Annotated in this window: 13 protein-coding genes; 7 read left to right on the top strand and 6 right to left on the bottom strand. The window is 57.0% G+C overall.

Annotated elements, in window-relative coordinates:
- Nucleotides 1–11 precede the first annotated feature (11 nt).
- The 3 genes from C8N36_RS11720 to C8N36_RS11730 all read left to right on the top strand — a co-directional run bounded on the left by C8N36_RS11720 (nucleotide 12) and on the right by C8N36_RS11730 (nucleotide 2,195).
- Nucleotides 12–656: a pyrimidine 5'-nucleotidase gene (locus C8N36_RS11720; protein ID WP_097804520.1), complete on the top strand. Its 645-nt coding sequence runs from the start codon at nucleotides 12–14 to the stop codon at nucleotides 654–656.
- A gap of 93 nt (nucleotides 657–749) precedes the next feature.
- Nucleotides 750–929 carry a hypothetical protein gene (locus C8N36_RS11725; protein WP_141468035.1) on the top strand — a complete coding sequence of 60 codons (180 nt, stop codon included), beginning with the start codon at nucleotides 750–752 and terminating at the stop codon, nucleotides 927–929.
- A 72-nt stretch (nucleotides 930–1,001) separates the two neighbouring features.
- Nucleotides 1,002–2,195: a UbiH/UbiF family hydroxylase gene (locus tag C8N36_RS11730; protein ID WP_097804518.1), complete on the top strand. Its 1,194-nt coding sequence runs from the start codon at nucleotides 1,002–1,004 to the stop codon at nucleotides 2,193–2,195.
- Between the two features lie 79 nt (nucleotides 2,196–2,274).
- Here C8N36_RS11730 and C8N36_RS11735 read toward each other — a convergent pair whose 3' ends face one another.
- The 3 genes from C8N36_RS11735 to C8N36_RS11745 all read right to left on the bottom strand — a co-directional run bounded on the left by C8N36_RS11735 (nucleotide 2,275) and on the right by C8N36_RS11745 (nucleotide 4,391).
- On the bottom strand, nucleotides 2,275–3,402 hold the full coding sequence (locus C8N36_RS11735) for an aminotransferase class V-fold PLP-dependent enzyme (protein WP_097804517.1): 1,128 nt from the start codon (nucleotides 3,400–3,402) through the stop codon (nucleotides 2,275–2,277).
- Nucleotides 3,403–3,470: 68 nt separating this feature from the next.
- Nucleotides 3,471–3,926: an Lrp/AsnC family transcriptional regulator gene (locus C8N36_RS11740; protein ID WP_097804516.1), complete on the bottom strand. Its 456-nt coding sequence runs from the start codon at nucleotides 3,924–3,926 to the stop codon at nucleotides 3,471–3,473.
- Between the two features lie 9 nt (nucleotides 3,927–3,935).
- Nucleotides 3,936–4,391, bottom strand: a complete 456-nt coding sequence (locus C8N36_RS11745) for an Lrp/AsnC family transcriptional regulator (protein WP_097804515.1) — start codon at nucleotides 4,389–4,391, stop codon at nucleotides 3,936–3,938.
- A 152-nt stretch (nucleotides 4,392–4,543) separates the two neighbouring features.
- On the opposite strand from C8N36_RS11745, the gene ilvC reads away from it, so the two are divergent.
- From ilvC to C8N36_RS11760, 3 genes are all read left to right on the top strand, one after another.
- Entirely contained in the window at nucleotides 4,544–5,566 is a 1,023-nt protein-coding gene (gene ilvC, locus C8N36_RS11750) for a ketol-acid reductoisomerase (protein WP_097804514.1), read from the top strand.
- 96 nt (nucleotides 5,567–5,662) lie between these two features.
- Nucleotides 5,663–6,562, top strand: coding sequence for a DMT family transporter (locus tag C8N36_RS11755; RefSeq protein WP_097804687.1), 900 nt, complete (start codon nucleotides 5,663–5,665; stop codon nucleotides 6,560–6,562).
- A 75-nt stretch (nucleotides 6,563–6,637) separates the two neighbouring features.
- Nucleotides 6,638–7,204 (top strand): hemerythrin domain-containing protein, encoded by a 567-nt coding sequence (locus C8N36_RS11760; RefSeq protein ID WP_097804513.1) that lies wholly within the window; start codon nucleotides 6,638–6,640, stop codon nucleotides 7,202–7,204.
- Nucleotides 7,205–7,288: 84 nt separating this feature from the next.
- Here the strand turns inward: C8N36_RS11760 and glyS are convergent, their stop codons facing one another.
- From glyS to C8N36_RS11775, 3 genes are read right to left on the bottom strand one after another with little or no spacing between them, the layout of a single operon-like run.
- Nucleotides 7,289–9,535: a glycine--tRNA ligase subunit beta gene (glyS, locus tag C8N36_RS11765; protein ID WP_097804512.1), complete on the bottom strand. Its 2,247-nt coding sequence runs from the start codon at nucleotides 9,533–9,535 to the stop codon at nucleotides 7,289–7,291.
- The gene (locus C8N36_RS11770) at nucleotides 9,535–10,101 is read right to left on the bottom strand and encodes a DUF6446 family protein (protein WP_097804511.1); all 567 of its coding nucleotides are present in this window, start codon (nucleotides 10,099–10,101) and stop codon (nucleotides 9,535–9,537) included. The genes glyS and C8N36_RS11770 overlap by 1 nt, the downstream gene beginning before the upstream one ends.
- On the bottom strand, nucleotides 10,098–11,027 hold the full coding sequence (locus C8N36_RS11775) for a glycine--tRNA ligase subunit alpha (RefSeq protein ID WP_097804510.1): 930 nt from the start codon (nucleotides 11,025–11,027) through the stop codon (nucleotides 10,098–10,100). Before C8N36_RS11775 ends, C8N36_RS11770 begins: the two co-directional genes overlap by 4 nt.
- Nucleotides 11,028–11,141: 114 nt before the next feature.
- On the opposite strand from C8N36_RS11775, the gene C8N36_RS11780 reads away from it, so the two are divergent.
- The gene (locus tag C8N36_RS11780; RefSeq protein ID WP_097804509.1) at nucleotides 11,142–13,007 is read left to right on the top strand and encodes a serine protease; all 1,866 of its coding nucleotides are present in this window, start codon (nucleotides 11,142–11,144) and stop codon (nucleotides 13,005–13,007) included.
- Nucleotides 13,008–13,049: the final 42 nt, after the last annotated feature.

Genomic DNA, 13,049 nt, shown 5'->3' on the forward strand with positions numbered 1-13,049 from the left:
ATGGCTGGTGCATGCCAAAGCAACATTTTGATCATATCCGGACCTGGGTGTTTGACCTCGACAACACGCTGTATCCGCCCAGCCAACCATTGTTTCCACAAATCGAAGTGAAAATGACCGCCTACGTGATGCGAACGCTCGGGGTTTCGTCCGACCATGCGGATTATCTACGTCGTGAATACTGGCGGCTGCACGGGACCACACTGGCCGGGCTGATGCGCGAACATAACATTGAGCCGGAGCAATATCTGCACGAAGTGCATGATATCGATTTTGATGTCTTGGATGCTGACCCGGAGTTAGCCGCGCTGATTGATACCCTGCCCGGTCGGTGCATTGTCTACACCAATGGCAGCGCCCCTTATGCGAAACAGGTGCTCAAAGCGCGTGGATTGGACGGTTTGTTTGATGCCATTTACGGGATCGAACACGCAGGCTATGTCCCAAAACCCGAACAGCAAGCCTTTGAAAAAGTGTTCAGGATTGATGGGCTGGATCCGCGCAATGCAGCAATGTTCGAAGACGATCCTCGCAATCTGGCCGCGCCCCATGCGATGGGGTTGCGTACTGTGCATGTCGCACCAACCCCCGATCCCGCTGACTACATTCATCATCACACCGACAACCTGAATGCCTTCTTGACCAAATTGACCTAACCGTGTCTGCTTTCCTCAAATTGCGACCTTTTGCCAATGCCGCACCGCAGCATTTTCATCTATGACAGCCCAACATCTTCAGGAGATTGCGAAATGACCTCGACAACAAACACCCCTTCGTACGAAAAATGGGCCTATTTGATTGCTGCGGCTTTGTTGGGGCTGCTGGCAGTCAACACTTTGGTCTTTGGCCTTGCGGGTTTGGCCATGACTGCACTGGTCTTGGTTCCGGTCGTCTTTATCGTTTTGCTGATCATTACAGTCGGCGGCTGATCTAAAAAAGACAGCTTCGCCGCATGGAACCTGCTCTCCAAACGCCCTAGATATAGGCCAAGGAGACAGGCCATGGATTACGATATTGTCATTTCAGGCGGCGGCATTGCTGGGTTAACTGCTGCATCCGCATTTGGACAAGCTGGGTTCGACGTACTTTGCGTTGATCCCGCGCCCCCTGTCGTTGATCGAGAGGCGATAGGCGCTGATCTGCGAACCACGGCTTTTTTGCAACCAGCGCAGCGCTTTCTCCAAGATATCGGGCTTTGGGACGTTCTGTCGCCGTATGCCATGCCCTTGCAAACCATGCGCATTGTCGATACCGGCGGTGAATTGCCGGAACCGCGGGTGACCAAGGACTTTGACGCTGCGGACATCTCGGACCTGCCTTTTGGATGGAACCTTCCCAATTGGCTGCTGCGCCGCGAGATTTCAAATCAGCTACACGCTCAATCCACGGTGGATTTTCGCCCCGGAACAGCCACAACATCCCTCTTCACCCGCGAAGCCGAGGCCCGCGTCGGCCTCAGTGATGGAAGCAAAGTCCGGTGCCGTTTGGTGATTGCAGCCGACGGCCGCAATTCACCAATGCGCAAGGCAGCCGGGATTGATGTCAAAACCACCAGTTTTGGCCAAAAAGCGCTGGCCTTTGCAGTCACCCACCCGATCCCGCATGACAATGTCTCCACTGAAATCCACCGCACAGGCGGCCCTTTCACTTTGGTGCCGCTTCCGGATCTAGACGGGCGCCCCTCCTCCGCTCTGGTCTGGATGGAAGAAGGCCCGAAAGCCGAAGCGCTCTTTGCCCTGCCAGACACCGAACTGGAACAAGCCATGTCGGAACGGTCTTGCCATCTGTTCGGGCCGCTCAAGATCGCTTCACAACGCACCATATGGCCCATTATCGCCCAAGAAGCAGACCGTTTGACCGGTCAACGACTCGCCTTGGTCGCCGAAGCCGCCCATGTAGTACCGCCCATCGGCGCGCAGGGTCTGAACATGAGCCTCAAGGATATGACCGTTCTACTCGATCTGGCGACCACCAATCCAGACAGGCTTGGCGATGCAAACATGCTCGACGCCTATCACAAAGCCCGCATTGCAGACATCCGCGCGCGCGTTGCCGGGATCACAGTCCTCAACAAAACCTCGATGCTGTCAAATCCGCTGCTGCGCGACACCCGTGCTGCTGCCCTGAGCGCTCTCTACAGCGTCAAACCGCTGCGAAAAACCCTGATGCAACTGGGGCTCGGCGCCAAAGGCTGACCCCCGTTTCTTCTGTCCCAAAAAATCCCGGGGGGCCCGCCTTGGCGGGCGGGGGCAGCGCCCCCTCCCCACCCGAAGGTTACAAGACCTCGTCAAGAACCCCGCGCAACCGCGCCACAGTTCCATCAACATCATACAATTTATCAAGCCCGAACAATCCCAGACGGAAGGTCGAAAATCCCTCTCCCTCGTCGCATTGCAAGGGCACACCGGCCGCAATCTGCATGCCCCGCGCTGCAAACGCCCGGCCAGATTGAACCTCGGGGTCGCTGGTATAGCTGACAACAACCCCCGGCGCACCAAAACCCTCTGCCGCCACAGACCGAATGCCCTTGTCCGCCAAAACCGCGCGCACTTTGTTACCCAACTCGAATTGTGCCTCGCGCAGTTTGTCAAAACCGTGGTCGCGGGTTTCAATCATCGCATCGCGGAACATCGCCAAACCTTCGGTCGGCATGGTAGCGTGATAGGCATGACCGCCGCCCTCATAGGCCGCCATGATGCTGTGCCATTTCTTCAGATCAACGGCGAAACTATCCGATGTGGTTTCGGCCATCCGCGCCACGGCACGGTCAGACATCATCACCAATCCAGCGCAAGGTGTTGATGACCAGCCCTTTTGCGGGGCTGAAATCAACACATCGACACCGGTTGAGGCCATGTCGACCCAAGCGCACCCCGATGCAATGCAATCAAGCACCATCAGGGCGCCAACGTCATGCGCAGCGGCGGCCATTCGGGTGATGTACTCCTCCGGCAAAATCATGCCCGACGAGGTTTCGACATGCGGTGCAAACACCAGATCCGGCTTCAACTCGGCAATCTTGGCTTCGACCTCTTCAATCGGCGCGGGAGCAAAAGGCGCGTCGACACTATTACCGCTTCGCCGTGCCTTCATCACTTCGGTGGTGTCTGCAAAGCCGCCTGCGTCAAAAATCTGGCTCCAGCGGAAGGAAAACCAACCGTTGCGGACCACCAGAACATTGGCATTGTGACCGAATTGACGGGCCACAGCCTCCATCCCGAAGGTGCCGCCACCCGGAACCAAAACGACGGCATCCGCCTTGTACACATCCTTAAGCATACCCGAGATATCGCGCATCACCTGCTGGAACGCCGCCGACATATGGTTAAGAGAGCGGTCGGTAAACACGACCGAGAATTCTTCGAGCCCGTTCGGGTCTACGTTATCAAGCAGCGCCATGATGATCTCCTATTGCGTTGGAATCATGCCTAGCGCAGCTTGGCACGGGATCAAAGGGGGATCAAAGAGGCTCAGATTGGTCCGGGCCGCCGTTCTTCAGACAAAAGCACATTTGCCTCGACATTCCCCAAGCCCGGCAAGGTCATAACCCGCCGCCGCAGCACACGTTCGAAATCGGAAATGTCACGGGCAACCACACGCAAGCGGTAGTCATACAGGCCCAGAACATGTTCCACCGTCTGCACTTCGGGGATCGCGGTCACAGCCCGTTCAAAATCCTCAAGGCTGACGCGGCCTTTGGTGGCCAATTTGACCCCCAAAAACACAGTCACCCCAAACCCCAAAGCAGCGGCATCGACCTCAAGGCGGGTACCGCGAAACACCCCTGCTTCTTTCAGCCTCTTGATCCGCCGCCAGCAGGCCGGTTGTGACAGGCCCAGATCCCGCCCCAAAGCCCCCGCATTGCGGGTCGCGTCTTTGGCCAAAGCGCGGATCAGGGCGCGGTCCGTGTCATCGAGATCAATCATAGCGCCCCCTTATATTGGCAACGTTTCTTGGCCTTTGACACGGGCGACCTGCATTAGGGCTTCGATGTCGTTGATATGCGGCAAGACCAGCAGTTGTTCACGGTAAAGCTGTTGGTAATGGCCCATATCGCGGGCAATGACTGACAGACGCACATCAACCTGCCCAAGGAAGGTCTGGATTTCAATGACCTCGGGAACCAGTCGCGCTGCGGGGATGAACTCATCAAAAGCCCGTGGCTGGGTTTTGTCCAGCGTGACGCGCAGTGACACTTCGACCTCATACCCCAAAGCCGGCCAGTTGATGACGTTGCGCACGCCCTTTAGAACACCGGTATCGCGTAGCCGGTCCAACCGGCGCGACAAGGTTGTCGGGGTCACGCCTGCAGCATCAGCCAATTGCGATGCGGGGGCTTCAGGGTCTGATTGATAATAGCGCAGTATGCGCCGATCCGTGTCATCTAGCATGAAAACCACCCTAACCGTCAAGATGACGAATGAAAACTCCGCTATAGTGCGTTTTTCTATGCGTTATGCCGTTTTCACCGATGCGAATCCCGTATAGTGCCCTCAATCGAAGACCCATACGCAGGCACACTGCCTTAAGAAGGAATATCATCATGCGCGTTTATTATGACCGTGATTGCGACGTTAACATCATCAAAGACAAAAAAGTCGCCATTCTGGGCTACGGCTCTCAGGGTCACGCTCATGCGCTGAACCTGCGCGATTCCGGCGCGAAGAACCTCGTTGTTGCACTGCGCGAAAGCTCGCCTTCGATCGCTAAAGCCGAAGGCGAAGGCCTGAAGACCATGGGTATCGCAGAAGCCGCTGCTTGGGCCGACGTGATCATGTTCACAATGCCCGACGAACTGCAGGCCGAAACCTACAAAAAATACGTGCACGACAACATCCGTGAAGGCGCAGCCATCGCATTTGCCCACGGTCTGAACGTACACTTTGGCCTGATCGAGCCCAAAGAAGGCATCGACGTCATCATGATGGCCCCCAAAGGCCCGGGTCACACCGTGCGCGGCGAATACACCAAAGGCGGCGGCGTGCCTTGTCTTGTGGCTGTTGACCGCGATGCAACCGGCAAAGCGCTGGAAATCGGCCTGTCCTATTGCTCTGCCATCGGTGGCGGCCGCTCAGGCGTGATCGAAACCAACTTCCGCGAAGAATGCGAAACCGACCTGTTCGGCGAACAAGCGGTTCTGTGTGGCGGTCTGGTTGAACTGATCCGTTGTGGCTTTGAAACTCTGGTTGAAGCGGGTTACGCACCAGAAATGGCCTATTTCGAGTGCCTGCACGAAGTGAAGCTGATAGTTGACCTGATCTATGAAGGCGGCATCGCCAACATGGACTACTCGATCTCCAACACTGCAGAATACGGCCAGTATGTCACCGGCCCACGTATCCTGAATTACGACGAAACCAAAGCCCGCATGAAAGACGTTCTGACCGATATTCAGGACGGCAAATTCGTACGTGACTTCATGCTGGAAAATGCTGTTGGTCAGCCAACAATCAAAGCAGCGCGCCGTCATAACGACGAGCACATGATCGAAGAAACCGGTGCCAAACTGCGCGGCATGATGCCTTGGATCTCTGCCGGTAAAATGGTCGACAAAGAGCGCAACTAAGCACGCGTTTCACGATCCAAACAACACATGTTGTGTTATCAGGGGGCATCCGACAGGGTGCCCCTTTGCTATTCCCCTTCCCCAAAAGGAATGATGATGTCCGAGACTGCAAGCACCCGCGACTGGCTGTCTATCTTTGTCCTTGGGTTGGTTTGGGGGGCATCGTTTATGCTGATGTCGATCGGGCTTGAGGGCTATGGCCCTGTCACGGTTGCCACCGCGCGCACAGTCTTGGCCGCAGCTGTTTTGTTGATCGCCATGCCAATGACGGGCTGCGCCATGCCCAAACCGGCACCGGGCCTGTGGCCCATGCTGATCGTCATCGGGCTTTTGTCTACCGCGGTGCCGTTCTTGCTGTTGTCTTGGGGAATGCAGCATGTGCCGTCGGTCTTTGGCGGTTTGTCGATGGCGACCATTCCTTTGATGGTTCTGGTGCTGGCTCATTTCGCGTCTGACGAAAAGATGATTGCCCGCCGCGCTGCCGGTGTAGCATTGGGTTTTGGCGGTGCATTGGTGCTGATTGGTCCTGATCTGGCCAACATTGGCAACTCGAACGCGCCTTTGGGGCAATTGGCCTGTATCGCCGCCGCCTTTTGTTACGCTTTGTCGTCTATTTTGGTGCGGCGCTGCCCGCCAATTGATGCGCTTGGCATGTCTGCGCTGACACTGGCCGTTGGGGCCGTCGCGCTGATCCCGATCATGTTGTGGCTTGAAGGTGTGCCAAACTGGGCAGGTATGCGCCCCGGCTTGGCGATCTTGACCCTTGGGCTGGTCCAAACTGCCGCGATGACCCTTTTGCGGATCCAAGTGATCCAAAGCGCCGGTTCGGTCTTTATGACCTTGGTGAATTACCAAGTGCCGATCTGGGCGATGATCTACGGTGCTTGGCTGCTGAATGAAGACCTGCCGTGGCAGTTCTTTGTGGCTTTGGTGATGATCCTGGGCGGGTTGGCTTTGGGACAATGGCGATCCCTGATCGCCCTGCTGCGCCGGTAAAGCGTGCGGAAGCGCCCCGAACCTGTGCGGCGATCAATGATTGTTATAATGTAACGCACCCCCACCTCTCAGGGCATGACCCAATATGACATCAAGGCACGCAGCGGATTGCCGAACGAAATGCAAGCGCTGCTCCGGACCCTTCCACGCGATGGCTGGAAGGACCATCCGAATTTCGCGCGCTCGATCCAGAACTGGATGGGCGCACATCAAATGTTTCGCGACCTTGCAACACTGGTGCGCGAAGACACAGAAAGCTTTCTGGGCCAATCGCTGGAAGACACAGCCTATGCAGCTCGGCTGGCACGGTTTGGCAATCTACTGGTCGGAAACTTGCATGGCCATCATGGATGGGAGGACCGCGCATTCTTTCCCGAACTTGAAGCGGCTGATCCCCGCTTTGCGCGTGGATTAGAAATGCTGGAGACGGACCATCAAGAACTCGATGTCTTGCTGGACCGCCTTACCATCAAAGGCAATCGTGTCGTGCAACTTGCGGCGCTGGAGCCTGCGCAAATGGCAACAGAAGCCGGTGATTTGCATGGCATCATCACGCAGGTCGGCGGGTTTTTGCACCGGCATTTGACGGACGAAGAAGACTTGGCCGTGCCAATCTTGCTTCATCACGCGCTGCGGGGGTAAACACATCTGGAGTTGTGACAGATGTCGGAACGCAAAAGGGCGAGATTTTCTCTCGCCCTTTTTTACAATATCATCCCTGTGGAATCAGCCTTCAAGCTTGGTCAAATCCGCGACTTGCAAGCAGGTGGTCCGAATACGCGACAGCAGATTCAAACGGTTTCGGCGTACAATCGAGTTGTCCGAATTCACCTGAACCGCTTCGAAAAACGCATCAATCGGGGCGCGCAGACCGGCCATGGCTTCCATCGCGGCAGCGTAATCTTCGGACTTCATCGCAGGGGTGATTTTGGCATCAGACGCATCCAGCGCAGCAAACAGGGCCTTTTCGCTGTCGTCCTCGGCGAATTTCACATCCGCACCATAGGAATATTCCACCCCGTCCTTTTCTTCGGCTTGGGACAGGATGTTGTTGGCGCGTTTGAATCCTTGGACAAGGTTCACACCATCATCGGTTTTCAAAAAGGCCGCCAAGGCTTCGGCGCGGGTGACGAGCAGACGCAAATCATCGCCGCCTTCCATCGCAAGGCAGGCATCAATCACGTCGTGGCGAATGCCTTCGTCGCGCAGATGCACTTTGAGGCGGTCATGGAAAAAGGCCAGAAGATCCGTCGATAGATCCGGAACCTTATCGCCGACGGTGCGCAAGACAGACCCTTCTTCGGCTTCTGCACCTTCGCCTTTGACGAGATCTAAAACAGTCCGCAAAGAAGCCCCGAACACACCGTGATCCGCGATTTCATCAATCAGCGAATCCAATGCTTCCAGATCCCCAGCGTCGGCACCATTTTGGATGAACCGTTCGTGGCGCACCAGCTGCGCATCAACGAAACGGTCCAGATGCAAACGTGCGCCATTGGTTAGAACCAGACGGATCACGCCCAGCGCGGCGCGGCGTAGCGCATAGGGGTCTTTTGATCCGGTCGGCTTTTCGTCGATGGCCCAAAATCCGGTGAGCGTGTCCAGCTTGTCGGCCAGCGCCACAGCAACAGACACCGGGGCCGAGGGCACATCATCGGATGGCCCAAGCGGCGAATAGTGATCTTGGCAAGCCGCCGCGACAGAGGCGTCGAGGCCAGCCGCTTCGGCGTAATACCGGCCCATAAGTCCCTGCAGTTCCGGAAATTCATAGACCATTTCCGAAGACAGATCCGCCTTGGCAACACGAGCGGCCTGTTCGGCCAGATCGGGATCGGCCCCAACAGCCGGAGCCAACGCACGGGCGAGTTTGGCAATGCGGTCAATACGTTCGGCTTGGCTGCCAAGTTCGCGGTGGAAGGTCACGTTTGACAAACGGTCTGTCCATGCGGACAGGCCTTCGCGCTGTGCCACCCGCAGATCGTTTTCCCAAAAGAACTTGGCATCCGACAGACGCGCTGCCAGAACCTTTTGGTTGCCCGCAAGGATGGTGGCGCCCTGATCTTTGGTTTCGATATTCGCCACGGTGACGAATTTTTCGATCCGGCTAGTCTTGGGGTTGCGTACCGAAAAGAACTTTTGATGTTCCTTCATCGAGGTTTGCAGCACCTCGGGCGGCAGACCAAGGAAATCATCATCGATATCGCCCATCAAAACGACAGGCCATTCGACCAAACCGGCAACTTCGCGCAGCAGGCCTTTGTCTTCGACAACCTCAAGGCCCAGCGCAAAAGCAGCGTTGGTGGCATCGTGCCAGATCGCATCCGCACGTTCCTCCCCCGAAAGCACAACATGAGCGCGCTTTAGCTGGGTGTCGTAATCGTCAAAGGAGGCCACATCGAAGGGTGCGCCGCCCATAAAACGGTGCCCTTCGGTGGTTTTGCCCGCTTTGATCCCGTCGATGTCCAACGGCACCACTTCCGCACCCGCTTCGTCGCTCAGGATGCAAATAATGCGGTGCAAAGGCCGGACCCAGCGCAAAGAACCGGATCCCCAACGCATGGATTTCGGCCACGGGAAGTTGCGTATGGTTTTTTCCAGCACTTCCGCTGTGATTTCGGCGGCCGGACGGCCCTTGGTTTCCACCGTGGCGTAGTAGAACGCGCCTTTCTTCTCGGTGCGTTCTTCAAGCTGGTCACGTGTGACCCCTGCCCCGCGCATGAATCCCTCAAGCGCCTTTTCAGGTGCGCCGACTTTGGGGCCGCGGCGTTCTTCGCGCAAGGTCGGCGATTCCGTCAACAACCCATCCAGCGCCAGCGTCAAACGGCGCGGCGTCGAAAAGGCGCGTGCCCCCGCATAGGTCAGACCGGCCTCGACCAAACCGTCGGTGACCAGCTTTTGAAGGTCCGCCGCCGCTTTGCCTTGCATACGGGCGGGGATTTCCTCGGAAAACAGTTCGATCAATAGGTCGGCCATCAGTAGTCTCCGTCTGAGGTAACGTCTGGGGTAACGTCTGGGGTAACTTCTCGGGGAGGGCAATCTTTGCCCAAGGGCGAGCCATCATAGGCTTTGTCACCGCAGTCGTTGATTTCGTGCCAGACATAGCCGCGGCCGCTGTCTGTGATCGCAACCACGCGGTCGATCCCCCATTCAAAATTGCGCTGCCCTGTGAAAACAAAGGCCGTGCCTGCATCAATTTCAGCGCCAATCATCTCGGCATCGAAACAATCAAACCAATCGGGGGCATTGCGGGGTGATGCGCCCTCATAGGGCTCATAGGTTTCGGTCAACATAGGAATGGACATCGAAGTTGAGAAACAGCCGCGAAACCGGATGGGAGAGCTTTCGGCGTCAATGGCTTTGAAATCTTCATACAGGATCGGCTCAACTGCGCCGGACGCCATGACGGTCAATTCAACGTCATTGCTGCCGCTGACCTTCACCTCTTCGTAGTAATGGTAGACCTGCATGTAATAAACAAAGCCACCAAAAACCAACGCTATCACAACGATCGCCCCCGCAATAAGCTTGCCCGCCGTCACGCCGCATATCCTCCGGCATCGGTCAGCACAAAGGCATCCGCGCACATTTTGGTCAGCGTCCGGACACGGCCAATATAGGCTTGGCGTTCGGTGACCGAAATCACACCACGTGCGTCAAGCAGGTTAAAGATGTGGCTGGCCTTGATCGCTTGGTCATAGGCCGGATGGACCATGATGATACGCTTGCCGGTTTTCGGGTCGTCATGTTCTTGCGCAAGGATATTGGCGCATTCAGCCTCGGCCTCTTCGAAATGGCGCAGCAGGGTGTCGGTATTGGCAACGTCAAAGTTCCAACGCGAGTATTCCTGTTCGGTCTGCTTGAAGACATCCCCGTAGGTCAGCGGCGACGGAGACTGCGGATCGTTGAACGGCATGTCCATCACGTGATCGACACCAAGGATGTAGATCGCCAGACGTTCCAGCCCGTATGTCAGTTCGCCAGAGACTGGCGCACAATCATGGCCCCCTACCTGCTGGAAATAGGTGAACTGCGACACTTCCATTCCGTCACACCAGACTTCCCAACCAAGACCCCAAGCGCCCAGTGTCGGGCTTTCCCAGTCATCTTCGACAAAGCGCACGTCGTGCATCGCCATATCGATGCCGATGGCCTGTAACGACCCTAAATACAGTGCCTGCAAATCGGGCGGGCTGGGTTTGATGATAACCTGATACTGATAGTAGTGCTGCAACCGGTTGGGGTTTTCGCCATAGCGGCCATCCGTCGGGCGGCGCGACGGCTGCACATAGGCCGCTGTCCATGGATTGGAGCCAAGCGAGCGCAGCGTGGTGGCGGGGTGGAATGTACCCGCGCCGACTTCCATATCGTAGGGCTGCAAGATCGCACAGCCTTTGGACGCCCAATAGGACTGAAGGCGCAGGATGATTTCCTGAAAGCTTTTGGGTTTGGGCAAGGTATCGGCCATGTCTAATGTCCCCAGGTTAAGTTGCCGTCTGATTAGGCGCGCAAGCGTCCGGGGTCAATGTGAGTGGGGCACTTTTGACGTGCAACCGGTCAAGCATCTGCTAAGAATACTCGAATGAACAGGACAACGATTGTGACCCAGGGGTCGAACTTGCGAATTATTCAAAAACTGATTGGAGGGCTGGTTGCGCTTATGCTGCTGGCTCAGATGGCAACGGCACAAGACGATAGCGTGTTCATTCAGGTCGAGGCACGCACCTCTCTGAATGGGGCGCAACAAGGTGTTGATGCTTATGCGGCCAAAGTGCCCGATGTAAATGGCTTCTCGCTTGGCGGCGGATGGTACGGTGTGGCCATCGGCCCTTACAGCCGTCCCGAAGCGCAACGCTTGCTGGTTGATATGCAGCGCCGCGGGTTGATCCCTGCGGATGCCTATATCGAAGTGCCCCGCGCCTATGGCCGACAGTTTTGGCCGGTCGGTGCGCAAGTGCTGGACACCTTGAACCCGCGCCCGGTTCCAGAAATTGCAGCGCCGGAAATTGCCCAACCTGATGTTTCGGCACCGGTCCCCGCCCCCCTACCTGAACCCGCACCAGCGCAGGTGGCCGAAGCCGTGCCTGCGCCAGCCCCCGAACCCGAGCCCGAGCCCGAAGAACTGGACGAAACGCCGCGTCAGGCCCGCGCCAGCGAAGCGGCCCTCACCCGCGACCAGCGCAAAGACCTGCAAATAGCGTTGAAATGGGCCGGTGTGTATACATCCGGAATCGACGGGGCCTTTGGCCGCGGAACCCGCAGCGCTATGGCCGATTGGCAAGCGCAAAACGGATTTGACACCACGGGTATTTTGACAACCCGCCAGCGTGCCGCGTTGTTTGATCAATATAACGCCATTCTTGATGGCATGGGTATGGCCAACTATTTTGACCCGCGCACGGGTATCGCTTTGCAATTGCCACTTGGAGCGCTGGAATTCGACCGCTACGAGGCTCCGTTTGCCTTGTTCAAAGCCAAAGGCGATCCAGACATTCAGGTCTTGCTGATCAGCCAGCCCGGTGACCGCAAAACCATGAACGGCCTGTATGAAATCATGCAGACTTTGGAAATTGTCCCCCTTGATGGGACGCGAAAACGCGACAGCAACGGGTTTTTGCTCACCGGCGAAAACGCCCGCATCGTAAGCCACACCGAAGTCGGGCTGAGCCGCAATGAAATCAAAGGCTTTACCCTGATTTGGCCCGCTGGCGACGAAGAACGCCGCAGCCGCGTCTTGGCGCTGATGCAAGACAGCTGGGAACGTATTGATGGCGTGTTGGACCCGAGGGCTGTGACGGACAATGGTCAGGCCGTTGATCTTGTGTCCGGTCTCAAAGTGCGCAAACCCCGCGCAATTGCTTCGGGCTTTTTTGTTGACAACACCGGCGCTGTTCTGACCAGCGCTGCCACCGTCGCGGGATGCTCACGCGTGACCTTGGACGGTGTGTTCGAAGCCAAGGTGATCTCTCAAGACGATGCATTGGGCATTGCCGTCTTGCGCCCCGAACAATCCTTGTCACCGCGCAGCGTGGCTGCATTTCGGTCAGACACACCGCGCCTTCAATCCGAAGTCGCCGTTGCAGGCTATAGTTTTGGCGGCCGTCTGAGCGCACCGACCTTGACCTTTGGCACGCTCCAAGACCTGCAGGGCCTCAACGGAGAGACCAATATCGCCCGCCTCAGCCTTGCGGCCTTGCCCGGTGATGCCGGAGGCCCGGTCTTTGACGGTGGAGGTTTGGTCTTGGGTATGATGCAAGATCGGTCCGACGCGGGAACGCGCCGCCTGCCAGAAGATGTCAGCTTTGTCGCGAAAACAGCGGATGTCTTGACCTTCTTGCGCGCCGCGGGTGTTCGGACACAGTCCGGCGGCGGCGCAAGCATCATGGCACCGGAAGATCTGACAGCCCTTGCTGCGGATACCACGGTCTTGGTCAGCTGCTGGGAATAGCCTGCCACGGACATCGTGTTTCAAAGGGCGGCTATATCAGGT

It is taken from the genome of Pelagimonas varians, from assembly GCF_003208435.1.
Lineage (GTDB): Bacteria > Pseudomonadota > Alphaproteobacteria > Rhodobacterales > Rhodobacteraceae > Pelagimonas > Pelagimonas varians.

Excerpts from the sequence above, each read along its gene's own strand:
- glyS (WP_097804512.1), bottom strand. The coding sequence starts at position 9,535 with ATGGCCGACCTATTGATCGAACTGTTTTCCGAGGAAATCCCCGCCCGT.
- C8N36_RS11780 (WP_097804509.1), top strand. The coding sequence starts at position 11,142 with ATGAACAGGACAACGATTGTGACCCAGGGGTCGAACTTGCGAATTATT.
- C8N36_RS11730 (WP_097804518.1), top strand. The coding sequence starts at position 1,002 with ATGGATTACGATATTGTCATTTCAGGCGGCGGCATTGCTGGGTTAACT.
- C8N36_RS11740 (WP_097804516.1), bottom strand. The coding sequence starts at position 3,926 with ATGATTGATCTCGATGACACGGACCGCGCCCTGATCCGCGCTTTGGCC.
- C8N36_RS11725 (WP_141468035.1), top strand. The coding sequence starts at position 750 with ATGACCTCGACAACAAACACCCCTTCGTACGAAAAATGGGCCTATTTG.
- C8N36_RS11745 (WP_097804515.1), bottom strand. The coding sequence starts at position 4,391 with ATGCTAGATGACACGGATCGGCGCATACTGCGCTATTATCAATCAGAC.
- C8N36_RS11775 (WP_097804510.1), bottom strand. The coding sequence starts at position 11,027 with ATGGCCGATACCTTGCCCAAACCCAAAAGCTTTCAGGAAATCATCCTG.
- C8N36_RS11755 (WP_097804687.1), top strand. The coding sequence starts at position 5,663 with ATGTCCGAGACTGCAAGCACCCGCGACTGGCTGTCTATCTTTGTCCTT.
- C8N36_RS11720 (WP_097804520.1), top strand. The coding sequence starts at position 12 with ATGCCAAAGCAACATTTTGATCATATCCGGACCTGGGTGTTTGACCTC.
- C8N36_RS11760 (WP_097804513.1), top strand. The coding sequence starts at position 6,638 with ATGACCCAATATGACATCAAGGCACGCAGCGGATTGCCGAACGAAATG.
- ilvC (WP_097804514.1), top strand. The coding sequence starts at position 4,544 with ATGCGCGTTTATTATGACCGTGATTGCGACGTTAACATCATCAAAGAC.